Annotated in this window: 24 protein-coding genes; 13 read left to right on the plus strand and 11 right to left on the minus strand. The window is 41.0% G+C overall.

The window, feature by feature from the left end:
* Positions 1-3: 3 nt before the first annotated feature.
* The 10 genes from IPO83_14450 to IPO83_14495 all read left to right on the plus strand — a co-directional run bounded on the left by IPO83_14450 (position 4) and on the right by IPO83_14495 (position 10,076).
* Positions 4-1,005, plus strand: coding sequence for an AAA family ATPase (locus IPO83_14450; GenBank protein MBK9732452.1), 1,002 nt, complete (start codon positions 4-6; stop codon positions 1,003-1,005).
* Between the two features lie 81 nt (positions 1,006-1,086).
* The gene (locus tag IPO83_14455) at positions 1,087-1,461 is read left to right on the plus strand and encodes a four helix bundle protein (GenBank protein ID MBK9732453.1); all 375 of its coding nucleotides are present in this window, start codon (positions 1,087-1,089) and stop codon (positions 1,459-1,461) included.
* 92 nt (positions 1,462-1,553) lie between these two features.
* The gene (locus tag IPO83_14460; protein MBK9732454.1) at positions 1,554-2,468 is read left to right on the plus strand and encodes a DUF58 domain-containing protein; all 915 of its coding nucleotides are present in this window, start codon (positions 1,554-1,556) and stop codon (positions 2,466-2,468) included.
* Between the two features lie 32 nt (positions 2,469-2,500).
* Positions 2,501-3,472: a hypothetical protein gene (locus IPO83_14465; protein ID MBK9732455.1), complete on the plus strand. Its 972-nt coding sequence runs from the start codon at positions 2,501-2,503 to the stop codon at positions 3,470-3,472.
* Positions 3,473-3,845: 373 nt separating this feature from the next.
* The gene (locus IPO83_14470) at positions 3,846-4,859 is read left to right on the plus strand and encodes a VWA domain-containing protein (GenBank protein ID MBK9732456.1); all 1,014 of its coding nucleotides are present in this window, start codon (positions 3,846-3,848) and stop codon (positions 4,857-4,859) included.
* Positions 4,860-5,861, plus strand: coding sequence for a VWA domain-containing protein (locus IPO83_14475; protein ID MBK9732457.1), 1,002 nt, complete (start codon positions 4,860-4,862; stop codon positions 5,859-5,861). It begins immediately after the preceding gene.
* 38 nt (positions 5,862-5,899) lie between these two features.
* Positions 5,900-6,691, plus strand: coding sequence for a tetratricopeptide repeat protein (locus tag IPO83_14480; protein ID MBK9732458.1), 792 nt, complete (start codon positions 5,900-5,902; stop codon positions 6,689-6,691).
* A gap of 168 nt (positions 6,692-6,859) precedes the next feature.
* Positions 6,860-8,755, plus strand: coding sequence for a protein BatD (locus tag IPO83_14485; GenBank protein ID MBK9732459.1), 1,896 nt, complete (start codon positions 6,860-6,862; stop codon positions 8,753-8,755).
* Complete coding sequence (locus tag IPO83_14490) at positions 8,739-9,530, plus strand: tetratricopeptide repeat protein (protein MBK9732460.1); 792 nt, start codon at positions 8,739-8,741, stop codon at positions 9,528-9,530. The genes IPO83_14485 and IPO83_14490 overlap by 17 nt, the downstream gene beginning before the upstream one ends.
* A gap of 105 nt (positions 9,531-9,635) precedes the next feature.
* Positions 9,636-10,076 carry a c-type cytochrome gene (locus IPO83_14495; protein ID MBK9732461.1) on the plus strand — a complete coding sequence of 147 codons (441 nt, stop codon included), beginning with the start codon at positions 9,636-9,638 and terminating at the stop codon, positions 10,074-10,076.
* Positions 10,077-10,988: 912 nt separating this feature from the next.
* Here the strand turns inward: IPO83_14495 and msrB are convergent.
* The 7 genes from msrB to IPO83_14530 form a co-directional block, all read right to left on the minus strand.
* Positions 10,989-11,501 (minus strand): peptide-methionine (R)-S-oxide reductase MsrB, encoded by a 513-nt coding sequence (gene msrB, locus IPO83_14500; protein ID MBK9732462.1) that lies wholly within the window; start codon positions 11,499-11,501, stop codon positions 10,989-10,991.
* 105 nt (positions 11,502-11,606) lie between these two features.
* On the minus strand, positions 11,607-13,061 hold the full coding sequence (gene cls / locus IPO83_14505) for a cardiolipin synthase (protein MBK9732463.1): 1,455 nt from the start codon (positions 13,059-13,061) through the stop codon (positions 11,607-11,609).
* A 242-nt stretch (positions 13,062-13,303) separates the two neighbouring features.
* Positions 13,304-14,071, minus strand: coding sequence for a response regulator transcription factor (locus IPO83_14510; protein MBK9732464.1), 768 nt, complete (start codon positions 14,069-14,071; stop codon positions 13,304-13,306).
* Positions 14,068-15,111 carry a histidine kinase gene (locus IPO83_14515; GenBank protein ID MBK9732465.1) on the minus strand — a complete coding sequence of 348 codons (1,044 nt, stop codon included), beginning with the start codon at positions 15,109-15,111 and terminating at the stop codon, positions 14,068-14,070. The genes IPO83_14510 and IPO83_14515 overlap by 4 nt, the downstream gene beginning before the upstream one ends.
* 93 nt (positions 15,112-15,204) lie before the next feature.
* The gene (locus IPO83_14520) at positions 15,205-16,224 is read right to left on the minus strand and encodes a S41 family peptidase (protein MBK9732466.1); all 1,020 of its coding nucleotides are present in this window, start codon (positions 16,222-16,224) and stop codon (positions 15,205-15,207) included.
* A 42-nt stretch (positions 16,225-16,266) separates the two neighbouring features.
* Complete coding sequence (locus tag IPO83_14525; GenBank protein ID MBK9732467.1) at positions 16,267-17,082, minus strand: hypothetical protein; 816 nt, start codon at positions 17,080-17,082, stop codon at positions 16,267-16,269.
* A gap of 562 nt (positions 17,083-17,644) precedes the next feature.
* Positions 17,645-19,780: a tail fiber domain-containing protein gene (locus IPO83_14530; protein MBK9732468.1), complete on the minus strand. Its 2,136-nt coding sequence runs from the start codon at positions 19,778-19,780 to the stop codon at positions 17,645-17,647.
* A 281-nt stretch (positions 19,781-20,061) separates the two neighbouring features.
* Between IPO83_14530 and IPO83_14535 the strand changes: the two genes are divergently transcribed.
* Positions 20,062-20,952, plus strand: coding sequence for a hypothetical protein (locus IPO83_14535; protein ID MBK9732469.1), 891 nt, complete (start codon positions 20,062-20,064; stop codon positions 20,950-20,952).
* Between the two features lie 110 nt (positions 20,953-21,062).
* Here the strand turns inward: IPO83_14535 and IPO83_14540 are convergent, their stop codons facing one another.
* The 4 genes from IPO83_14540 to IPO83_14555 all read right to left on the minus strand — a co-directional run bounded on the left by IPO83_14540 (position 21,063) and on the right by IPO83_14555 (position 23,763).
* The gene (locus tag IPO83_14540) at positions 21,063-21,200 is read right to left on the minus strand and encodes a hypothetical protein (GenBank protein MBK9732470.1); all 138 of its coding nucleotides are present in this window, start codon (positions 21,198-21,200) and stop codon (positions 21,063-21,065) included.
* Positions 21,201-21,393: 193 nt separating this feature from the next.
* On the minus strand, positions 21,394-21,795 hold the full coding sequence (locus IPO83_14545; GenBank protein MBK9732471.1) for a hypothetical protein: 402 nt from the start codon (positions 21,793-21,795) through the stop codon (positions 21,394-21,396).
* Positions 21,796-22,227: 432 nt separating this feature from the next.
* The gene (locus tag IPO83_14550; GenBank protein MBK9732472.1) at positions 22,228-22,926 is read right to left on the minus strand and encodes a hypothetical protein; all 699 of its coding nucleotides are present in this window, start codon (positions 22,924-22,926) and stop codon (positions 22,228-22,230) included.
* Positions 22,927-23,055: 129 nt separating this feature from the next.
* Positions 23,056-23,763: a hypothetical protein gene (locus IPO83_14555; GenBank protein MBK9732473.1), complete on the minus strand. Its 708-nt coding sequence runs from the start codon at positions 23,761-23,763 to the stop codon at positions 23,056-23,058.
* Positions 23,764-24,061: 298 nt separating this feature from the next.
* Between IPO83_14555 and IPO83_14560 the strand changes: the two genes are divergently transcribed.
* Both IPO83_14560 and IPO83_14565 read left to right on the plus strand, forming a co-directional pair.
* Positions 24,062-24,754: a 50S ribosomal protein L1 gene (locus IPO83_14560; GenBank protein ID MBK9732474.1), complete on the plus strand. Its 693-nt coding sequence runs from the start codon at positions 24,062-24,064 to the stop codon at positions 24,752-24,754.
* A 1-nt stretch (position 24,755) separates the two neighbouring features.
* A complete protein-coding gene (locus IPO83_14565; protein ID MBK9732475.1) occupies positions 24,756-25,280 on the plus strand; it encodes a 50S ribosomal protein L10 in 525 nt (174 codons plus the stop codon).
* Positions 25,281-25,355 lie beyond the last annotated feature (75 nt).

A 25,355-nucleotide genomic window follows, 5' to 3' on the forward strand; every position in this document is an offset into this window, starting at 1 on the left:
CTAATAGGACAAAATACTACAGTTGACATCGCTGCACTGAATGAGCGCATCAACCGCGAAAGCGCTTTCGTGGAATTGTTGAATATTGAACTGGGCAAAACCATCGTCGGTCAGAAATACATGATTGAACGTCTGATGCTGGCCATGCTTTCCAACGGACACATCCTGCTGGAAGGTGTTCCCGGACTTGCAAAAACGCTGGCCATCAAATCACTGGCAGCCGCCATTCATGCAAAGTTTGCACGCATTCAGTTTACACCTGATCTTCTTCCTGCAGATCTTATTGGAACGATGATCTACAGCCAAAAGGATGGTGAATTTGCAGTGAAGAAAGGTCCCATCTTCGCCAACTTTGTTTTAGCGGACGAGATTAACCGCGCACCTGCTAAAGTGCAGTCAGCATTGCTGGAAGCGATGCAGGAAAAACAAGTGACTATCGGCGACAAAACTTTCTTGTTAGATGAACCATTTCTCGTGCTCGCAACGCAAAACCCGATTGAACAGGAAGGAACCTATCCGCTTCCAGAGGCACAGGTCGATCGCTTCATGCTGAAAGCAGTGATCAATTATCCGAAGATTGATGAAGAGCAAATGATCATTCGTCAGAACATGCAGATGGCTGACAAAATCATTAATCCTGTCGTGAACAAGGAAGACATTCTAAGCGCGCGAAAAACTGTGCGGGAAATTTATATGGATGAAAAGATTGAGCGTTATATACTGCACATTGTTTTCGCCACCCGCAAACCGGAAGACTATAAGCTCGACAAGCTCAAACCACTGATCAGTTATGGTGGTTCGCCGCGTGCAAGTATCAATCTTGCTGTAGCAGCTAAGGCATATGCATTTATAAAAAGAAGAGGCTATGTAATTCCTGAAGATGTTCGTGCTATTTGTTACGACGTGATGCGTCATCGGATTGGACTCACTTACGAAGCAGAAGCCGATAATGTGACACCGGAAGATGTGATCAGTGAGATATTGAATGCGGTGGAAGTTCCTTAGCGTTGACAGTTGACAGTTGACAGTTGTGAGGTTATGTCAGGTGTTGACTGATTGAAGTTGAATGGAGCTATAAAATTTGTAATGACAAAATATTCGACATACACTGAATTGAATGTTTGGAAGAAAGCGAGAGTCCTTGCAGTGAGTGTATATTCTCTTACTGCTCAATTTCCTAAATCTGAACTTTATGGACTCACGTCTCAAATAAGAAGAGCCTCTGTTTCAGTTGCAGCAAATATTGCCGAAGGATGCGGCAGGCAATACAAAAAGGAAACATTGCAGTTCTTATTCATTGCAAGAGGTTCACTATTTGAGTTGGAAGCTGAGCTTTACCTGGCGTTCGACTTTCGCTATATAACCGATAAAGAATTGCAAATTTTATTGGAGACTTTAATCGAATGCAGAAAACTTCTCAGCGGATTCATCAACTATCTGCAAGCAGCAAAATTGAAGTAACCAAAAAATCGACTTAAGACACCAGACAACTCGCAACCGACAACTGACAACTGACAACTGACAACTGACAACTCACAACATTGCCACACCCAATGATCAACCTTCATCCTTCCTCCTCCGACAAGCGTAAAAAACTCCGTCGCATCGAGATCAAAACGCGGAAGTTGTCCAACCAGATTTTTTCGGGCAGTTACCACTCTGCGTTTAAGGGAAGGGGAATTTCTTTCAGTGAAGTGCGTGAATACCAGTTTGGTGATGACCTGCGGACGATTGACTGGAATGTAACCGCAAGGCATGATAAACCTTTTGTAAAAGTATATGAAGAAGAACGTGAACTTACATTGATGCTCATGATTGATGTGAGCCGTTCGTCTTTTTTCGGAACGCAGAATGAATTTAAAAATCACATCATCGCCGAGATCAGCGGCATCCTTGCTTTCTCCGCCATCACCAACAATGATAAAGTAGGCGTGATTTTTTTCAGCAGCAAGGTGGAAAAATTTATTCCTCCAAAAAAAGGAAAGACACACATCCTCCGCATCATTTCAGAGATCTATGATTTTCATCCAATGCATACGGGAACCAACATGGCCGAAGCATTGAAATATTTGAACAACGTGGTGAAGAAAAAATGCATCACCTTCCTGATATCAGATTTTATGAATCCGGTTACCGAAAATGGAAATGGTAAAGAATTGAAAAACTCGGTGAACATCGTCGCACGAAAGCATGACCTTATCGGTTTGCACATCTATGATGAAAGGGAAGTTAATCTTCCAAATATCGGCTTGATAAAAGTGGCGGATGCGGAAACCGGCAAAGAATTCTGGATCGATACTTCGAAAAGGACATTGCGTGAAAAATACACGAAAGACTTCAGGGAAAATCTTCGTTTTGTAAAAGACCTTTTTGGAAAAAGCGGCGCGCAACTGGAATCCATAAAAACGGAGGACAGCTATGTTATTGCTTTGATGAATATGTTTAAACAACGGGAGATGAGAAGATGACGGGAATGAAAATTGGAAAGGAAAAATCTGCGATGGAGAAATGGTTCCACGCTATTCTTAGAAAGTTTTTATTGCATGCACCATTGTTAGGGCTGGCAATTATATGCTTTGCACACACAAATATCTCAGCGCAAGACAAATCAGTAACACTGAAGCCTGATTCCACGCACATCGTAATCGGAGACTTTCTGCAATTAAAACTTACGGTGCTTGCTTCCGATGAATTCATGGTCAGCTTGCCGGCGGTTAAAGACACGGTGGGAAAAATGGAGCTGGTGAAGGTGTCAAAGATTGATACTGCTATTCATGATCAAAGTAAAGCATTCACACAAACATATACGGTATCAGCTTACGATTCGGGAAGCTATCGTGCTGGTCCGGTATTGGTATTGTTCAAAAGTAAAAACGGAAGTGTCGACAGTTTGTATTCAGACTCCTTTATGATTCAGGTCTCGACGTTGCCTGTTGATACTTCGAAGGCATTCAAAGCAATCAAGGAACCCGTTGATGTGCCCTATACATTTAATGAATTCATTCCGCTGATTTCAGGAGGCTTGCTTTTGATTGCTATCATCATAGCGATGGTTTGGTATTTCCGGTGGAGAAGAAAAAACAGGAAACCAAAAGTGATTGAAAGGCCAAAACCGAAAGATCCACCGCATGTTTGGGCAAGAAAAGAATTAAAAAAGCTGGAGGAAGAGAAACTTTGGCAGAAGGATGAAATCAAGCAGTATTATAGCAGGCTGACGGATATTTTGAGACTGTACCTTGAATACCGATACAACTGGTTTGCGCTGGAATCGACTACAGAAAAAATCAGGGAAGACATCAATGACTATGCAATGAGTGAAGATGCAAAGAAGAATTTACTGACTGTTTTAAATGAAGGTGATCTTGTAAAATTTGCAAAGCGAATTCCGATGCCGGATGAAAATGTGAGGGTGTTGGAGAGAGCTTATCAGTTTGTTGATTTGACAGAGATGAAGGAAACGGTGAAGGAGTAGATGTGATGTTAAATAATATCGAAAATTATCCGCCAGGCATCCTTGTCAGCACAACCATCATTGATTGCAAAGGCTTTGCCTGAAATCAATGAACTGATTTCAATTTTTGTGAAAAGCATTGCAACTGCAGCAACCAATTTGAAAACTGAATTATAAAAAGAAAACAAAAGTGAACCCAACGAATAATAAACAAACTCGTTCTGAAATCAAAACTCATTAATCAATATTCCAAATGAAAGCTTAAACCTTAAACCTGTAAGAAAGAACAACTAATAGCATAAAGCTTCATTAACAAACTCGTTCTAAAATCAAAAATCGTTAATCGGTGTTCGTTATTCCAAATGAATAATTGAATCTGTTCGATATCTAATCCATGTTTAGCAACCTTTCACATATAGTTTTCGCTGACCAATGGGTTCTCTGGCTCCTTCCCGCAGTAATAGCGCTGGCGATCGCATGGTGGTATTTTCTTGCTAAGAAAAATAATCCTGCTATGGAACTGTCTTCCACGCGCTCCTTTGCAGGTTATAGAAATCCGTTAAGAGCTTCACTAAAGAAAATGTTGCCGGCATTGCGTGTGCTCACTATTTTATTGTTGCTCGTAGCGCTTGCCCGGCCACAGACTTCTTATGATGAGCAAAAGGTAACTACAGAAGGAATCGACATTGTACTTGCTATTGATGTTTCTTCTTCCATGCTGGCGAAGGATTTTTCTCCAAACCGGATGGAGTCGGCGAAAAAGGAAGCCACGAATTTTATTGATGAAAGACCACATGACCGTATCGGCCTCGTTATTTTTTCCGGAGAAAGTTTTACGCAATGTCCGGCAACCATCGATCATGCTGTTTTAAAAAAACAATTATCACAAATCAGGAATGGTTTGCTGGAAGACGGAACTGCTATTGGAATGGGCCTGGCCACTGCAACCCAGCGCATGAAAGAAAGCAAAGCGAAAAGTAAGGTCGTTATCCTGATGACAGACGGCGTAAATAATAAAGGACTGATTGATCCGCTAACTGCCTGCGATATTGCGATGCAATATGGAGTGAGAGTGTACACAATTGGAATCGGTACCAATGGCAAAGCGATGACACCCGTTGCCATGAGTCCTGATGGTGATTTTATTTTTGACTACCAGGACGTTCAGATTGATGAAGAATTGCTGAAAGATATTGCAAAGAAAACCGGAGGTCAATATTTTCGCGCTACGAATAATAAGAAACTTAAAGAAATCTACGCGCAGATTGACAAGCTGGAAAAGACAAAAATTGAAATGAGTGCTTTTCAGCGAAAGACGGAGAAATTTCATGCATTCGTTTTATTAGCCGGACTAATTTTACTGGTTGAAATTTTATTGCGTTACCTCTTTTTAAAAAGTGTACCCTGAATGTTTCGTTTCGAACATATAGAATATCTCTGGCTGTTGCTGGCAATCTTTCCGGTAACCTTACTATTCCTGTTTTTTTATTGGTGGAGAAGCAGGGCGATTGGAAGAATCGGTAACAAAGCACTTGTATTGCAAATGATTCCTGACTTCTCTAACCGCAAGCAGGTGTTGAAGTTTACCTTGTTGCTGTTCGCATATGTTTTTATTGTGTTGGGATTTGCAAATCCTCAATTGGGCACCAGGCAGGAAAAAGTGAAACGCGAAGGAATTGATGTGATGATTGCACTCGACGTTTCCAATTCCATGATGAGTGAAGATGTAAAGCCAAGCCGTTTGGACCGGTCCAAAAATTTCATTTCAAATTTCATAGATAAACTCAGCAACGACCGGTTAGGTATGATTGTATTTGCAGGTAATGCTTACATGCAAATGCCTTTGACGGTGGATTACAGTGCTGCCAGGTTGTACCTGCGTACTATAAATCCTGTCATGATCCCTACACAAGGAACAAATTTTGCGGAAGCGATTGATCTTGCAAATCAGGGTTTCGTAAAAGGTGATAATAGCCACAAAGCGCTCATCATCATTACAGACGGCGAAGACAATGAAGGAGGAGTGGATGAAAAAATTGCGGAAGCAGTAAAAGAAGGCGTGAAGATTTATACGATTGGCGTGGGTTCAGAAAGCGGCTCACCAATTCCGGAGGGCAATGATTTTAAACGGGATGAAAGCGGTAACATCGTGCTTTCGAAACTCAATGAGCAAATGTTGCGCGACATTGCATCGAAAGGTAGTGGGAAATATTTTTTGTTGGGAAGCGGAAATGATGAAGTAGACGCTGTACTGAAAGAATTGAAAGGGATCAGCACAAAAGAATTCGAAGAAGTGATCTTTACCGACTTTGACGATTATTTTCAATGGTGCCTGGCTATTGCAACCGTCTTGTTAATGGTTGAATGGTGGTTGAGTGAAAGGAAAACCAGGTTTTCTTTAAGATTTTAAATGGTATTAAACTCCACTAAAAATGAAAAAATAGGATCATGGCCTTCTTCAAAATATTGACAAGATTTTCTTTCGCAATTATGTGCTTCGCGTTCATCGGCATACGCTATTCGAATGCTCAAATCCCTTTTTCCAACCAGCCGGAAAAAACACAAACACGTTCCGGCAACAATGAATACCAGAAGTCAAATTTTACAGAAGCCGAAGCGAACTACAAAAAAGCACTCGACATAAAAAACAATATGCCCGAAGCAACTTTTAACCTCGGCGATGCTGTATATGAACAAAAGCGCTACGAGGATGCGCAGAAACAATTCCAGCTTGCTGCAAAAACAAATGCGGATGTTAGCATGCAGGCAAAAGCTTTTCACAATCTTGGAAATGCTTACCTGGAACAAAAGAAATATGAAGATGCGATTGCCGCCTATAAAAATGCTTTGAAGATCAATCCTGCTGATGCGGATACAAAATACAATCTTGCGTTTGCCAATGCCATGCTGCAAAAGAATCAGGATGGAGACGGAAATGATAATAAAAAACAGGATCAAAAGAACCAGGACAATAAGGATCAGAAGGACCAGCAGAATAAAGATCAACAGAACCAGGATCAGAAAGACCAACAAAATAAGGATCAGGAAAACAAAGATCAACAGGCAAATAACCAGGATCAAAAAGACAACCAGCAGCAACAACCTCAAAAATCCGGGCTTACCAGGCAGGAAGCAGACCAGTTATTAGCTGCACTTGAAAATGAAGAACAAAAAGTAAATCAGAAAATGCAGAAGAAACAAATGAAAGGGGTGAGGGTGAGAATTAAGAAGGACTGGTAATTGAAGTGGTTTCTTTCAACAGTCGCAGTGGCGTTTCTTTGAAATTTGTAATGCTGATAGAAAGTACCCTTCGACAAGTTCGGGGAGCGGCATCGATGGAAAGCGCTTCTTCGCAAGGCACCGTTCCTGAGCCTGTCGATGGGCTTTAAATAAAATGATAATTAATTGATGCGATTCACAACATGCTATATAGGAATAATGCAGTTTACTTTTAAAATACAAACCATCGCGATAAGACTTGTCTTCATTGTATTGTTCATGAGCGCATGCCAGTCTTTCGTTCATGCACAAGTAAGATTTTCTGCAACGGCTCCGAAATCAGTTCCGGAGAATCAGAATTTCAATCTCACTTTCACGGTAGAAAATGCAAATGGCGGTAACCTGAAACTCCCATCGCTGAATGATTTTTCATTGCTCGGTGGTCCGAATACATCGTCAAGTATGCAGATCATCAATGGCAGCGTATCTCAATCTGCAAGTTATACATATGTGCTTCGTCCTAAAAAGCAAGGCACTTTTAAAATCGGCGCAGCAACAATTGAAGTAGGTGGCAATACGATGCAGTCAAATGAATTAAGCATTACAGTAACTGCTCCTTCTTCCCAACAACAAACACAACAGGGAAATACTTACAATCAACAACAACAAGAACCGCAAAGCAATGCCGATCTTGCAAAGCAATTGAAGGATGATGTCTTTGTAAGAGTATTGTTAAGCAGAAGCGCTGTTTATAAAGGGGAATTGCTGACTGCAACTTACAGACTTTATTTCCGTCAGAACCTGAATGGTTTCACGCTCAGCAAAGCACCATCGCTGGATGGATTCTGGAGTAAAGAAGTGGAGTTGGATCCAAACAGGAAGCAGGCCGTTGAGATATTCAACGGACAGAAATATTACGTGATTGATATTCTCAGATACAATTTGTATCCGCAACGTTCGGGTACTTTACAGATAACACCCGCTGAAATTTCCACCTCAGCGCGTATCGTGGTACAGTCGAAGTCGAATGATCCTTTTGAAAATTTCTTCAACATGGGACAGGCACAGGATGTGCCGCTCAAGCTGAAAACAGAAGCTGCTTCAGTAAATGTGAAAGATTTGCCGGAAGATGGCAGGCCCGGAGATTTTACGGGCGCTGTCGGCAAATTTAATTTTGAAACATCATTGTCTGCAACAGAAACAAAAACAGATGACCCGGTAACCTATACGATAAAAATTTCGGGAAGTGGCAACCTGAGTTTGATTGATGCACCATCTGTTCAGTTGCCCGGTGGTTTTGAAGTGTATGATCCGAAGGTGAAAGAGAAAATTTCAAACAATGAGGCTGGCATCAGCGGATCGAAGCAATATGATTATCTGATCGTACCACGATTGCCGGGAGATTATAAAATTGGCGGACAAAATTTTTCTTATTTCGATCCTGCTTCGGGTAAATATGTTACGATCAATGCGCCTGAATTTCCGCTGAAAATAACAGGAGAACCTTCTAAAAATGCGAATACCGGATCTTCATCTTACACAGCACAACGCGATATTTCTATGCTGGGCGAAGACATCAGGTATATCAAAACTTCAGTCCCTGAATTTGACCGTGATCAAAATTCATTTTTTGGTTCAGCAGGCTTTATAGCGTTATATACATTTCCTTTTCTTGCTTTTATCGGCTTACTCGCGGTAAGAAAGAAAAATGAAAATCTTGCTGCAGATATTACCGGAACAAAAAGAAGAAAGGCATTGAAGGTATCGAAGAAACGTTTGCTGCAGGCAGAGAAGAACCTTGCACATAAGGAGAAGAAGAAATTTTATGAGGAAGTATCGCTTGCCATCTGGGGTTATCTCGGCGACAAGTTGAACATTGATCTCGCGGAACTTTCGAAAGAATCAGTGGATGAAAAATTATTTGCGAGAAATGTGAAGCCAGATACAATAGCGAGATTGAAGCAACTTCTGAATTCATGTGAAGTATCACTTTACGCGCCATCAGCAGATGATTCCGGGATGAAAATCGATTATACCACCGCGCTTAATTTAATTGCAGACCTCGAAGATGAAATCAGAAGTTAGAAATGTGATGACCATTGATTTGAAATGGATGTTGTTAACAACTACATTCACTATCGCATGCTTATTTCATAATCAATTGTTCGCGCAATCAGCCATTGAACTTTTCAATCGTGCCGGGGAATCTTATAAAGCGAAACAATTTAGGGAGAGCGCAGATGATTATGAAAAATTGCTTTCGCAGAATTTTAAGAATGCAGAAGTGTACTACAACCTCGGCAATTGTTATTACAGAATGGACAGCATTGGTAAATCTATTCTCAATTATGAACGGGCGCTTAAACAATCTCCAAAGGACGAAGACATTATTTATAACCTGAAGCTGGCAAAGTTGAAATCTGTTGATGCAATTCAACCTGTTCCGCAACTTGCCCTCATCACGTGGTGGAACAATTTTATTTCCTATAATAGCTCCAAAGGCTGGAGCATGCTTGCCCTTGTTACAATCTGGCTCTGCCTTTTGGTGATTGTGTTTTATTTATTTGTATGGAGAAGAAAAATCCTGAATTTATTTGCGATGTTGTTGATTGTCGTATCATTTTCCGCTTTGTCATTAGCTATTATTCAGCATGAGCATGAGGTAAGAGCAGACTTGGCTGTAGTGATCGTTCGAAATACATTTGTAAAAAGTGCTCCTGATGCAGGAGCAGGTGATCTTTTCCTGATTCATGAAGGTGCAGCTATTCTGATTCTTGATCGTGTTGGTGACTGGAATAAGATCAGGTTGGAAGACGGTAAAGTAGGCTGGATGAGAAAGGAAGGTTTTGAGATCATTTGATTTTGCATCCAATAAATTGATATTCTCACATGTGATTGTATTCTTATTCAAATGTTTTGATCTTCTGAAAAAACTATTTATTATTTTACCGGAAATTTATTCCACATGAAAGCCACCGCTACGTTAAAAATTTTATCTGTACTGCTGTTGATCTGCACTATTTTAATCCTTAATTCCACGGGGCAGGTGAGAAGTGATGAACCACCTAAACCACAAAACTTAAAAGTCTTACCTAAAGATATTTCTCATGATGAGTTGATTAAAACCATGCGTAATTTCTCCACAGCTTTAGGTGTGAAATGTATCGAATGTCATGTAGGAACGCCCACTGCAGATGGTAAGATGGATTTCGATTTCGCCAGTGACACCAAACCTGAGAAAACAACGGCACGGGAGATGATGAGAATGGTGACGGCTATTAACTCAAAGTATATTGGTAAAATGAAAGATGATAAACTGGAGCGCATCACTTGTGTAACCTGTCATCGTGGAAGCACAAAACCTATGGTGAATGTGGATTCGTTGCCCGGACATTCACAGCATTGATTTATAGGATTTCCTTAGTAGCGACGCATTTCAACTTGAAAGTTTTGTGCGGACTTTTATAGTATCCTTTGCTTTAGGGTGTATGACAATTCCGTTATTTTTTTTCTCGTAAAAACTAAAAGCACGCAAAGTTAAATGCCCTTCTTTCCTTTGCGATCATTGTGACATTTTGAGCGAATCTTTTCAGGGTGTATAACAATTCCAATGTTTTATTTCCCGCAAAAGCGCAAAGCACGCAAAGTTAAATGCCCTTCTTTCCTTTGCGATCATTGCGACCTTGCGAGCGACTCCTTTCAGGGCGTATAACAATTCCCATGTTTTATTTCCCGCAAAAGCGCAAAGCACGCAAAGTTAAATGCCCTTCTTTCCTTTGCGATCTTTGGGACATTGCGAGCGACTCCTTTCTGGGTGTATAACAATTCCAATGTTTTTTTCCCGCAAAAGCGCAAAGCATGCATAGTTAAATGCCCTTCTTTCCTTTGCGATCTTTGCGACCTTGTGAGCGATTCCTTTCTGGGTGTATAACAATTCTAATGTTTTATTTCCCGCAAAAGCGCAAAGCACGCAAAGTTAAATGCCCTTCTTTCCTTTGCGAGCTTTGCGACATTGCGAGCGACTCCTTCGCTCCGCGAAATTGATTCAATATTTTCTCCTCCTCTCTCAGAGAGTGAAAATTCGGTCGCTGAGCGAAGCCGAAGCGCCCGAATTTTCAGCAATTAATTGTTAGGCTGCGGTGCGCCTTTCGAAATCGCTCAGGGAGCACCTTCGACTTTTGCCTGATATCAGTTCATGGCCACGAGACCAATCCCGATGATGTTTTTCTGAATAACGTTAGTGCATCTTATTATTTCAATTCATCATCAGCAAGAAGAATGCTTCAATACATTTATTACTGCATGCAATCCACCGGTTTTATATTTTCTCCGGTTCAAAATCAAGCACGACAGAATTCATACAAAATCTTTTCCCGGTAGGAGGTGGCCCATCATCGAACAGGTGTCCAAGGTGCGCACCGCAACGCCCGCACAATACTTCCAGCCGGTCCATGCCGTAAGAATGATCAGGTTGATAGATCACACTTTTCTCACGAATGGTTTCAAAGAAACTCGGCCAGCCGCAGGTGCTCGCAAACTTTGAATCAGACTTAAAAAGTGCATTGCCACAGGCGGCGCAATAGTAGATTCCCAAGCCTTCGTAATTCCAAAACTTTCCGGTAAAAGCCGATTCCGTCGCCTTATTGCGTGCTACCTCGAAAATGGAATCAGGCAACACCTTTTTCCACTCTGTGTCAGCAACATGAAGTATTGTAGTATCGGTTCTGGAGTAATAGGGATTTTCGGGATGCATATTTTTATTTTTTGAAAATGAAGAAGCGGTTTGATTTTGACAATCGTAATAGCAAAAGATAAAAAGCAGGACGGTCATTAATTTCACGGACAGGAAGATTTCTTTTCAGGTTTACGAAAATCGTAAATAGGATTTTCACTACGGAAAGATTATTTAAGACTTTTGCGTGCAGAGAAATACTTACTACAATATCGGTGACACTAATTTTGCAATGGCTTCTGTCAATACGATCCATTTGCTTCTTTTCATCCATTCGTCAACTAAAATTTCCTCGCTGTCTTTCACATCATTATGAAAAGATGCCTTTAGCTGTTTATTGATTTGCTGGTCGTAAATCACCGCTACTGCTTCAAAGTTAAGATCGAAACTGCGGAGATCCATATTAGCGGTTCCCACAATGGAAAGATTGTCGTCGGCGGCAATAGTCTTGGCATGAATGAATCCCTTTTTATACAGGAAGATACGGACGCCTGCCATCAGTAATTCCCCATAGTAAGCTCTTGATGCAAAATTTACGAACCTCGAATCAGAAATTCCGGGAACCAGTATTCTTACATCAACGCCACTTAATGCAGCTTTTTTAATCGCATCCAGAATGCTTTCGTTCGGAACAAAATAGGGTGATGTGATGAAGAGTTCTGTCTGAGCTGTTGCAATGGCTGTAAAAAATGAAAGCATGATAGAAGCACGATCAGAATCCGGACCACTTCCCACAATCTGTACTAATTTGTTTTGTTGATTTCTAACAGGTGGGAAAAATTCCGGCACCAGGTCGAGCTCATTGTCGCAACAGAAATTCCAGTTCGAAATGAAAAGATATTGCAGTGAATAAATGCATTCGCCGCTTATTTTCAGGTGCGTATCTCTCCAGAATAAGGGTTTGGGTCTGTCATTAATGTATTTATCGGAAATGTTGATGCCACCAATAAATCCCACTTTTCCATCCACGATAATAGTCTTCCGGTGGTCGCGGTAGTTGTAACGGTTAGCAAGAAAGAAGAATTTAATTTCATAAAATGGCCTCGCATCAACACCTCCATCACGCAGCTCTTTAACAATTTTTTTCTTGATGCCATGACTGCCAAAGTCATCATAGATCAATCGGACAGTGACACCTGCCTTTGCTTTCCGTATCAACAGATCTTTAATCAGGTTGCCAATTTCATCATCATCGTAAATGTAATACTCAATGTGGATGTACTGCTCAGCCTGCTCGAGTGCGTTCAGCACCACGGGAAATTTTTGTTCGCCGTTGATCAGCAGCTCTACTGAATTTGTGTTGCTCAATGGTGAAAACGAATCTTTTAACAACAGCGATACAAGTCCCTGTTTGTTGCCAATGGTAGTTGCATATAGCTCCTGGTTTTCACTTGTTTCCGTATATGCCCATTGTCTTAACCGGTCCCGTAATTCTTTATTCTTGAATAGTTTTTTCTTATACAGCTTGTTCTTTCTGTAATTCATTCCAAAAGTGAAATAGATGATGATTCCTATGAAGGGCAGGAAAAATATTATCAGCAGGTAGGCTAATGTTTTGGTGGAATTTTGCGTGTCAAGAATCACTTTTACTGCTACACGGATAGTGATAAGAATGAAAGCAATGAATAATAATAAATTTACATAAGGGTATGGAGTCATGCTGTTAATTTCCATCAAGATAAATTAATTAGGCAAGGTGGTTGCAGGAAAGCTTTCGCTTTTAGGGCTGCTTCAAGCACTGATTGATGATTTAAAGACATTGTTGTTAAGTGAAAATAAATGAAAACGGTGACATGCCGGAGGATGATTTATATAAATACGCAATCTGTTTATAATGATTAAATGAGTTGAGCATTCAACGTTTCTTATTCTTCAATTGCATTCCACCGCGACCAGTCCAGCTATTGCTCCCCCAACCATTGTCGAAACGCCGTCGCCTTTTCCCTGCTCACAATAACATCCTCTTCAGAATCCGGTTTCAAATCCAACTTGAGCTTTGATCCGAACCACAAGTGCACCTTTACAATAGCGTTCAGTGTAACAATAAACTGCCGGTTCGCTCTTATGAATTTCTTCGCATCAAGAGATATTTCAATTTCATCCAGCGTCTGATCAATGATGTACTCACGGTTATCAAATGTTTTGATGAAGTTGTTTTTTTTCCTGGTGAAGAAGTAAGCCACTTCGGATACTTCTACAGGTATCAAACGGTCACCTTGTTTTATAAGGAAGCGTTCGCGCAAGGTATTTTGTTTCTGAAGTTCCAGCAGCAGAGATTGAATCAAACCCTCCTGTTGTTTTTGAGAATACAGTTTCTTTACCTGTTTCAACTTCTCTATGCTTCGCTGCAACTCTTGTTGCTTTACAGGCTTCAATAAATAATCGATGCTGTTTACTTTAAAGGCCCTGATTGCATATTCATCATACGCTGTAATAAATATAACCGGACAGCTTACAGATGCTTTCTCAAAAATGTCAAAGCTTTTCCCATCTCCCAGCTCTATGTCCATCAACAACAAATCTGGAGCAGGATGATCGTTTAGCCATGCAATGCTTTTCCTCACCGAATCCAATATCGCCATCACTTTAAAAGCAGGATCGATTTCCATCAAGATATCTTTCAACCTTCTTGCCGCCAGGGCTTCATCTTCTATGATGGCAATATTCATCTGTTTGAGTTTTTTATAAGCGGTACGGAAACAATAAACTTCCCATTGCTGTCAGCTATTTCCGGAGCAGGAGCATGCAACAACTTGTATTTCGAAAAAATGCTGGCCAAACCTTTTTGTGTAGAGTTGAGCTGCACTGATTTCGGACGCAAGTCATTAGTTACTTCCAACCGGTTGTTCTGTTCAGACGAAATCGTTACCTGCAAAGGAAAATCGGCAGAGACCTCATTGTGTTTTACTGCATTCTCCAGTAACAATTGTAAAGTGAGCGGTGGAATCAATTGATCCATATCTTCTTTGCTTACCGCAATATTCATCAGGAGCCCATTCTCAAACCTTGTTTTCAACAGGAAGAAATAAGCCTGGATGAAATCCAGTTCTTCAGCTACGGTGATCAGCACTTTATCATTGCTTTGCAAAAGGTATCGGTAAACGAATGACAGCTCTTCTACAAATTTCTTTGCCCGGTGCTGATCTTCATCGATCAATCCGATGAGTGAATTGAGTGAATTGAAAAGAAAATGCGGTTTCACCTGTTCTTTCAATGAATCGTACTGGCTCTGCAGATTTTCCCTTTTCAAAGATTCCGCTTCCACCGCAAGTGTTTTCCATTCAGTAAGTGAATACATGAGTTCATAAATAGACACTATCATCATCGAGAAAACAAGAATTAAACCACCGGTGTAGAAATAGTCGGTGATGGAAAATACTTCGCCATAGTAATTGCTGAAACTCAATAATCCGGTTATCAAAAACCCTTCTGCCATAGAGACTACAGCAGTAGAAATAAAAAGCAGCACCATCCGCAGGAAAGTATTTGCAAAACCCGGATATCTTCTTCTCCAGAAAGCGATCACTTCTCTTGCAATGCTCCAACAGATAAAAACGAATATAAAATCGGTGAGCAACTGCTTCCACCACGACCTGTTCTCTGAAATGATTGCACCTGCGTTCACGGCAATGGTATACAACACCGATAGTAAAGGCATGCCGATGAAACGCAGGTATTTATCCTGTAGAACATCAGAAGTTTTTTTCATGGGCACCTTCACGCGATTCAGTATTATTTTTTGTAAAGATGAAATTTCAGGTTGCAAGAATGTTGATGGAGCACAGATAAGTATCAGGAAATTTTAAAGCAATTCCATGGCTTTTTCCAACTCTTTGTCTACACCGGAAAGAGTTTCCTCTTTTGTATTTACCAGTTGAATATCCGGTTGCACGCCAATGCCTTCCAGGCTGTTTCCCGACGCATCCCTGTAATCTCCAATGCTGATAAAATAAAACCATCCGTTGGGCAGTTCACGGGCAATGTTATCAGAAAAAGCACCTGAAGTATAATCCCCTAACTGCGTTACAGTAGAAAGCTGCTGCATGGCAAGTGTGAATGTTTCTCCTGCACTTTCCGTCCAGCGTGAAGTAAGTAAAATTACCGGTTTGAGATATTGAGTTTTCCCTTCAGGTTGCACATACCATTCAAACGGTTCCGTAAAATCATTGTGCGAGGGTCCTGATTTTTTCCGCACCGTCATGTACAATGCCTGCTGCGATGCAAATCTTCCTGCCACCAATTGAGCAGTAGCATCATTGCCTCCCGGATTATCGCGAATGTCGATCACCATTCCATCAGTGTGTTGTAACTCATCCATAATCTGATCCAATGCATCTTCAAAAAAATGCTGTGAAGGAATGAAATCACCAAGGTGAAGGTAGCCGATGTTACCGGGCAATGTACCATAATCTATCGCTGCGCCGTAATGAGTGAACCCTGTCACATAATTTTCTTTTACAACATCCAGTGAAAAATCTGTCTGCACTTTCAACGTATCAAAAATTCCGGATTCAATGCGTGGTTCATTCGCGGTAGTAATAACGTACACGTGGTTATCATTCAGCGGATCAATCATGGAATGAAAGATCTCTTTTAATCCGGCATCTGTAGTCTGCATCGTAACCAACTGGCTGTATTGATTATAAGTTTCCTGCCAGTCGATTTCCTTAGCGTCAAAAAGTCCGTACCATTCATCGTATCCTTTCCATAGTGCTTCGAAATTGGAAACAGGATCATTGGACACTTCCGGTTCAAGTAATGTTTTTTCGCACGAAGCAAATGCAATAGAAAGAAAGGAGAGGAGAAGGAGTTGCGTTCTCATGTTGTTATTTTTAGAGTAACTGTTTAGAAATTTCTTGCATGTTCAAAACGTGTAATCAACTGTCGCTACAAGGAGATTGGAAAATAATTTCAGTGGCAGGGTTTCATTATCCTTCAGCCACTCAAATTCATAGGTCGCACCAATGCGCCACTTATCCGACAATTGACGATGGTAACCGAGTTGCAGATTGACTTGCTGATAATGACCTAAGGAAACGAACTGCGTTCCATCAAAGAAAGCACCCAGTAATTTCATTTCTGGCTGAGACACCGTACCGCTGTAGGGGAAACGGGAATTCAGACTAACAACTGGAAGCTGCAGACCTGCAGTCCAATCATTTTTAGCATCAGGATGAAAATGTATGGTTGCAGCTGCAAGAAGGGAAGCGGTATTGATAATACCGAGGTTCACAAATGTGGAAGGATACATCAGTTGTTCGCGGATGCCGCCACCGGCACTAATCGTATACGATGCTTTGCGTACCACATCATATTCATAGCCAAGCTCCAGCACAGCAGTGAGTGTATTTCCCTCTACGAAGAAAGAATCCGTGATAATATTTCCGTAGATGTCTTCCGTGGTATTGTAAAGTTTACGGTCACCATATGCGGGTGGAATCAATGTTCCTGTAGCGAAAGAAAATGAACCCTTCCAGTTCGACCTGTTATGCTTTCCCTCATAATACAGATCAGCAGTTATTTCATTCGCTCTGTATATTAAAGGAGAAAATTGTGCATCCAGCAAATGAGTTTGTTGTCCGCCTAACTGCATACCGAGACGGTTAAAGTGTTGACTTGTATCCTGGGCATGCAAGGCAGTCCATGCCAGTAGCAAGAGCATTAAAGAATAAAATTTCATGAGTTTTTGTTTTTGATGAAGCAAAGGTGTTGCAGCATTCTTCCCTGCAAAAGTGCTTTCCTTTAAAACGGATGAAATGGGAATTGAACTGTAATAACAGTTTATTGAAGCGAAGGAGGCCACTGGTAAAACAGCATCAATGCAACGTCATTATATATGCGATCAAAACGGTCATTATGTATTTTAATATGTAAGACCACTAAATATCTACATGGTTACGGTGAATCTCAAAGAGAACGGAAGACGCAATCAAGCCGTCATTGTGTTCAGGATTCATCGAACATCCCGCCCAATTATAGCCGTCATTGCGATCCTGTCCCACCAATGCCGTTAAAGCACTAAATACTGGCGGGAAAAGCAATGGCTGATATAAGCAACGACGTCACCCTATGTTTACAAGCGGTGCATCAACATCATCATTGTCCGCAGCGCGCTTAGAGCAATCCCGTTTTCTATTCGGTTTCTTCATTGCAGCCTTAATAACGGTAAAGCTATTCACTGATAATAGCAACGCCGTCATCTTTCGATAGCAAAGAGGGGTGAAAGCTTTCGTTGCGAATTGCTATTTTATTATTTCCAGTTTTTTTGTGGCTGCTGTTCTGCCATTAATCAACAATGAATACTGGTAGACGCCGTAAGCAAGATCGCTGGCTTTTATGGTGAGCGAACCATAACCATTTTCATGAATAGAAACAGATTTAATCAAATGTCCATGCTCTCCATAAAAATTGATTTGTGCACCTGTTACATTTTCAGGAACGTAATAGCTGATCGTGGTAGTTTGGCTGAACGGGTTCGGTATGTTTTGATCAAGTTTCGCCGTCGTTAGATCCATTGATGTTAGTATGTTTTGTTCATAAGAAGAACCAGTTGCCTGAGTTAAAAGATTTTCCAGCTTCTCAATTCTTGCCGTCAGCATTTCAATCCGGATGTTCTGATCATTGATATCCGCGTGCTGTTGTTCGATAAGCAACTGCTGCTCCTGCACTGCCTTCACCAGCGGCACTACAAATTCTGCATAGCGCAATCCGTAAAAATCACTTTCATTTTTTGGAGCATCTACACCACTGAAATCAAACTGCAGCGCTTTTGCTGCTTTCTCAACTTCCTGCGCAATAAATCCTGTGTACACTATATTTTCTTTGTCAGCTATGGATGCCAGATCAGCAGGATGATCATCAGCAGTTCCTTTGCTGCGCTCCTCTGTATCTTCCCCATTAGCTTGTCTGATACCAGTAATATCCAATGTATAAGTAACGGGCTTCAGTTGCGTGATGAACTCCAGGCCGGGTACATCTTCAGATACGTTTTTCTTAAAGCGGCCATCGGACAGATTGGTCCATCCGGCATAACCTCCGATAGAAGTTACAGCAGCGTTACCGATACGAACCTGGTTGCTGGCAGTTATTCTCGCCGTATTGCCCAAAGCCATGCTATTGCTCCGGTCAGTTAATGTTGTATTATCAGCATCGTTTCCCAAAAATGTACAATTATCATTAGAAGCCGCTAAGGAGTTCGCACTGTACCCAATAGCTACATTGTTATTGCCATCGGTATTCAGGTAACCGGAGTATCTACCGAAAAACATATTGTAACTCCCGGTAGTGTTGGCAATCCCCGAATTGTTGCCGAAGAAGCTATTATACGTGCCGGTGGTATTGGCATTGCCTGAATAGTATCCGAAGAATGCATTGGAAGAAGCAGTGGTGTTTTCACCGGCATGGTAACCTACGGCAGTGTTGTCATTCGCATCATCATTATTCTGCAAAGCGGAAGCCCCGATAGCGGTGTTGTTAGCACCCCCGTGATTCAGTATCCCGGCACTGCTCCCTAGAAATGTATTATAGGAAGCCGTTGTATTCTGACCTGCAAAAGTGCCCATCACTGTATTACCGGTTCCATTCACGTTTACCAGCAATGTATAGGCGCCAACGCCGGTATTAAAATCGCCTTCATTCAATAACAATGATTCCTGACCCACGGCGGTATTGTCAAGGCCGCTGATGTTATGAAACAAAGCATCTTTTCCGGTAGCGGTATTATTCGAACCATCTACATTTAAATACAGCGCTCTGTATCCGGTAGCGGTATTGTCCGTACCATATTGATTTGAATACATTGTTTTATAGCCAAATGCACTGTTATAATTAGCATTTGCATTTGAATAAAGGGCCTGGTATCCGACGGCCGTAGTTTGAGGCGTGGTATTGTTGAAGCCAGCATAAGAACCAATGAGTGTGCTTTCATATTCGTAAGTACTGATGTAGCCTGCAGCGTCACCGATGTACACATTGTCGTAGCCCGTGGTGGTATGTAATCCTGTAAAGTTGCCCATGAATACATTTCTTGAGCCAGAGGTCAGGGCGCTGCCCGCCTCGGATCCTATACCGGTGTTGTCAGTACCAGTCAGAGAAGTATTGCCTGCATTGTAGCCGAAGAACCAGTTCAGGGTACCGACATTGGTAATGGCTCTTCCCCCATCGATGTATAGGTAGCCATCTAGATAAAGATCCTTCCAGGATTTCGCGGAGGTGCCCAGGCTGGATTTATTATCGGTTCCCGGAAGCAAACTCTGGTTAACTGCAGTCGGGGATACAAGGTTTGACAACGAAGTGTTGGCTTGTGCAAAAGTTTGTTCCGCTGTATGCAGCAGCAAAAAAATTGTTGCTGCAGCAAGGAATAGAGAAGATGTTTTCATGGTAATTCGTTTTTGGTGATAGCAGTTATGCTATCGGAAAAGTAGGGCGTAAAAGCACATCTATGAAATATGTTTATTGAATGGGCAGATGCATTTATTTTACGGGAAGGAATATGTCATACATCATTGTTCCATGAGCAATCCCGTCACGCACCTGCTTCTAAATTCGGCATGAAGTATCAATTTTGAGATGGCTCTGTTAAAGGTTTTATTATTTCTTACAGCTACTAGTAAGGATAGAAGTAATGATTTGTTATATTTGAAATTACAAACCTAAAAACATGGATTATTTATTGATTGGTAGTATGTTGGGAAGAAATATTTCTGCACACGACACAACTACTTTTGCATATATCACTCCCTTTCTGGTGGGCAGTCCCAGCCCACCGAATGCTTCTAAGGCAGGTTACTCCTGTCCGGTGTTAGGACATAATGGAAGGTTATATGTAAAACTAAATAATGAAATAAGCGCCACACAAATAGAATCCTATGATAGAAAAACAGGGAACTTCATTTCTACCTGTGTGAAAGCGAGTGGTATGGGGGCCTGTAACTTTTTGATTAATAATGAAGGCGAACTTTTAGCATTTGACCTTAATGGAAATATTAACCGGCACCATGCTGACTCAGGCTCTTTGATTGATGTGTATGTTAAAAATACGTATCTCAAGGAGACTTTAGAGAAATACGATTCAGCCTATCCGCTAACAATGCGCTTGCAATCTGATCAGTATATTCTCATATCTGTAATTTACAATGGGATTGGGGCTGATGCGCAGGCATTGCTTCGATTCGATCAGCGAACCGGAAAATTTCTTGATGTGCTCATTCCCAAAACCGATCTGAACTATCATCTTTCCTTAGACTTTATTGTAGGTCCGGGACATCATATTTTTGCAACTAACTTTAATACGGGCCAGGTATTGCGGTATGATAGAAGCAGCGGGAGTTTCCTCAGTGTTTTTGCTTCCCACCCATCACTTATACATCCTCATGGCTTAATTTTTGGTCCTGATGGAAACCTTTACGTTACTGATCCGAGTCAAAATGTTGTTTTCCGGTTTAATCATTCAGGAGTATTTCTTGGATCTTTCACAACGCCTCCTGCTTTCGCTGGTCCTACGTATATGGTTTTTGTGAATAACCCGCCGTCGGTCATTCCGATATTCTGATCTTCTTTCTTTGGATTGCCTTCGGGCAAAGAAGTATTTATCAGATTTCTTACGATAGCGAGTAGTGAAGAGTCAGGTCGCGACTTTCCGTACGCGACCTGTCTCTTCAATCAAGGAACCATCACCCATGCCGGATCACTCGGCGCTCCCGTTGCTCCAGATCCCGTTGCAACCGCCCTGTACCATGTCTTCTTTCCACTATAAACTGCCAGTTGAGCAATCAGCGTGCTAAGCGATTTTTTATCCATGTGCATCTGAAGCTTTTTCGTTTTGCACCTTCTACTGCATCTTCATACGAAGCAGACAGCTTATCAGCTGCCGCAGTAACGTCATCCAGCTTGGGTTTGGGATTTGTAATGGAAAAATGAACTGAGTGAACCAGTAGAAGATCTCTTGCATAAAAGGACTGATTTTTTTAATCAGAACCAACGCGGTGTGACTTCACCGAGCCGGAAGCATGACCTCAACAGTCTTTCCGCCATAACCGTATTTCTGGTCCCGGGCCTGGACAATGACCTTTGCAATGCCTTCCGGGATCTTTATTCCGTAAAGGTCACGGGCAAACGGCTGCTCAGTTTGATGATCGTGCATCAAGATACGTTCACCAAGCACTATTCCTTCTGTGGTAGAGACGTGGAAGCCGTCAGCGTATCTTGAGGGAGTATCATACGGCGAAGAAACGGTAACATAGAAATCGAAGACACCTGGCGCAGCAACTTTGACGTCCACTGCAACTACGTCAGGAAATCGCTGCTCTTGCTGCGAATTTGCGGGCGATGTTAGCATTGCTAATGCGACAACAACAAGGCCAAGGTGCGATGAATGCACAACCGGTGAAGACATTTGCTGCAACTCTGATACTACGGATAGAATCATGTGGTGGCTGATTATTATGCTGCTGCCAGTATCGGCATTGCAACAAATTTATTGCATCTGTATTTGATGCGCAACTTGTTATCTCATGAAAAGAGACGAATTCTTTTATCGGCTAAGAAAAGAGATTGGTCTTTTAAAGTGCACAGCTTTTTTTGCAGTAGCCCATGCTATAACAGACCGAAATGGGAATAGCGCATCGGGATTCTTTTGAGAAAGTTTCAATCCTTCATGTAAGTGTGCTTTGTGATTTCGGGCAAAAACAGCAACACCATTCTGAAATTTTTGTGTTATTTTATTCATGTGGGTTAACTATTTATTGAAAATCAAAAGTAGTTCCTTTTGATACTTTTTTGTCTTTCTTTAAAGTCTATTCACACAATTTAAAGACTTTTGTTTTGTCTATAAATCAATTGCTTTAATAATTGCAGAAAAATATTTGGAGATGTTATTTCTCCATAAGTAATTTGGATGATAAGTCCTGAAAGCGAATTGCACGTCATTCATTTCCAGTTTTGAAAGTTGTCTTACAGTAAATGGAGAAATCCTTTTGTATGTTAAATGTCCAAAGTTATCTGCAATAACTTCATCGTAGTCTGGTCCAGTAAGAAAGAGAATCACATTCGGTTTAGTGATTTCAATTTCTTCTTTTACGACAGAAAAATGCTTTCTTTCAATTTCATAAATATAGTCTGGTGGAAACCCTTTTGATCCAAGCTTCCCTATTTTGACAATGTTATTCCAAAGAAATCCGATTTGTAATTTGGGCTTGTCCTCCAAGATCATTTTTCTAAATTTTCTAAAGCCATTCCAGTATTGACCAGGATATATATTGGTTCCAAACTGCCTTTCAAAAAAGCTTCGGTAACCGTCTAAGGTGATTTTTTTGTCTAAATTAAATTTTTGATGCCAATCATTTGTTTCCTGACCAAATATCATAATACGCAGGTCTGCGTTCATATATTCCTCTTCATTATCAATATTTATCAATAGCGGATTTGCGGGCTTAATTTCTCTTAACGAATCATTGTTTATGTCTTTCACTGCAATAGACAATTCGTTCCATTTTGATTCATACAAACTTTCTAATTCTTTATTCATAGATGTCTTTGTTTAGTCAGTGATAGTTTTATTGGCAAGGAAAGAATGAACATTATTCTTAAATTTATTAAAAGGCAATTTCTTTCAAGATTTTGGAATGGTAATTTATAATGCTCATATCCCGTATTTTTAATTTCCTGCCAATTCGCCAATAGATTTAGGCAGCGTCTTCCATCCAAAAATTGAAAGAACCTTTTCAATGGAATAGATTTCTTCTTTTATCCAAGACAGAGCAATTTTCTCTTTATCAGTATGCTTCTTGCGAGGAAGTACGAAGTATCTATATGGGGCATTTTTGAATTGCAGATTTTTTTTGCTCAATCCTACTCGAAATGATTGAAAAATAGGTTCAGGTTGATATTGGCGATCTTGAAGATAAAGAATCTGGTTTTCAAAAACATTCAGTTCTTCAAGATCAGAATATGCCTTATTAGTAATCTCTTGCACATGATTTGCTATCAATGATGGTCCATAAATGTATTCCGTATTGGTTATAGCCCTGATAAGAATTCCAAAATGATTCTTTCCATTGCCAAGACATAAGTCCATTCCCATTCTGTTTGGTGATTTATAATTTCCAGAAAGATTACGATGAAAGTACCATTTACCATGCAATAGTTGTCGCGGATGACAATGGCAATAATCATCCTGATGAATTTGATCGCCTTTAAAATAGAATTCAATCTCTGCAAGATTCCACTTTTCGATATTCTCCCTGCCGATGCAAAGTTGCGTCTCAAGGATAAGAATAACAGCAAGTTCATCGAATATAGGGATAAACTGACTATCTAATTTAGATAGGCCTATATCCCTTGTTAGAGATTTTATTTTTTCCAAAAGCATAATTACTCAAAAGGATTGTTTTTCATCTGAATAGATAAAACGTAACTTAATGGTTCTTCAATTTTACAATGTTGGGTTCAATAATTCAAATAGATGATGATATTGACCGTTACTCAGCCTTGTTCTTTGCATAATTTGATAATCAAAAGAAAGGATTTCGCAGATAGGAGTGAGAAATGGGGAGAGACAGATATAATTTCACTTTGGAAATTTCCCTTGTTTTTTCCAAATCTTTCCTTACTTTTGCATTCCCATTTTTGGGATCACCCTCATTAATTATACCAGAAAACCATTGCAAATAACCAAGAAACGCAAACAGGTCAACACTAAAGTTAAGAGTGCCCAGACCTACACCTTGTCGGATGCATCGAACCTGATCAAGGAAGTTTCAACACCTAAATTCGATGCCTCTATCGACCTGCACATCAGGCTCGGAGTAGATCCCCGCAAAGCTGACCAGGCCATTCGTGGCGTAGCGAACCTCCCGCATGGAACCGGAAAAACCAAACGCGTTTTGGTTTTCTGTAATCCTGATAAGGAAGCTGAAGCCAAAGAAGCAGGTGCTGACTATGCAGGCTTACAGGAATTCGTGGAAAAAGTGGAAAAAGGCTGGACGGAGATCGATGTCATCATCGCTACTCCCAGCGTAATGCCTAAAATCGCGAAACTCGGTAAGATCCTCGGTCCGCGTAACCTCATGCCGAACCCTAAATCAGGAACAGTTACAGAAAACGTGGCAGACGCTATTAAAGAAGTGAAAGGTGGTAAGATCGCTTTCCGGGTAGACAAGCAGGGAATAATCCATGCATCTATCGGCCGCGTTTCTTTCCCGAAAGAGAAGATTCTGGAGAATGCTACCGAACTCATACATACTATCGTGAAGATGAAACCATCTTCCGCTAAAGGAACCTACCTTAAAAGTGTGTTCATGGCCAGCACCATGAGCCCTTCTATATCTATTGACACTAAACCGCTCATGAACTAAGATGGATAAGGCAACCAAAAAAGTAGCGATTGCAGAGTTGACCGAGAGGTTTTCGAAAGCAACTAATTTTTACCTGGCTGATGCTTCTCATCTGAATGTGGAGCAGATCAATAAGCTGCGTCGTATCTGCTTCAAGCAAGGCGTAGAATTTAAAGTAGCCAAAAATACATTGATCAGGAAAGCGCTCGAGTCCATCGGTAGTGGTTATGATGGCTTGTTTGATGCACTGCACGGACCAACTTCTGTAATGTTCTCCGAAACAGGTTCTATTCCTGCCAAGGTGATCAAAGAATTCAGAAAAGCAGGCGACAAACCTGTGCTGAAAGCAGCTTACATCGACAGCGCGATCTATCTCGGAGATAACAATCTCGAAGAGCTGTCGAAGCTGAAGACCAAGCACGAACTGGTGGGCGAGATCATCGGTTTGTTGCAGTCACCTGCAAAGAACGTGATCAGTGGATTGCTGTCAGGCGGACAGAAGCTTTCCGGTATCTTAAAAACTTTGGAGGACAGACCTCAAAACTAAAACCTTTGCCTGATGATGGTGTTAAAGGGAAGCTTCCTCTACCTGCGCATCAACTGACGGTTTTTTTTATCAATC

Source organism: Chitinophagaceae bacterium, assembly GCA_016717285.1.
Taxonomy (GTDB): Bacteria; Bacteroidota; Bacteroidia; order Chitinophagales; family UBA10324; genus JACCZZ01.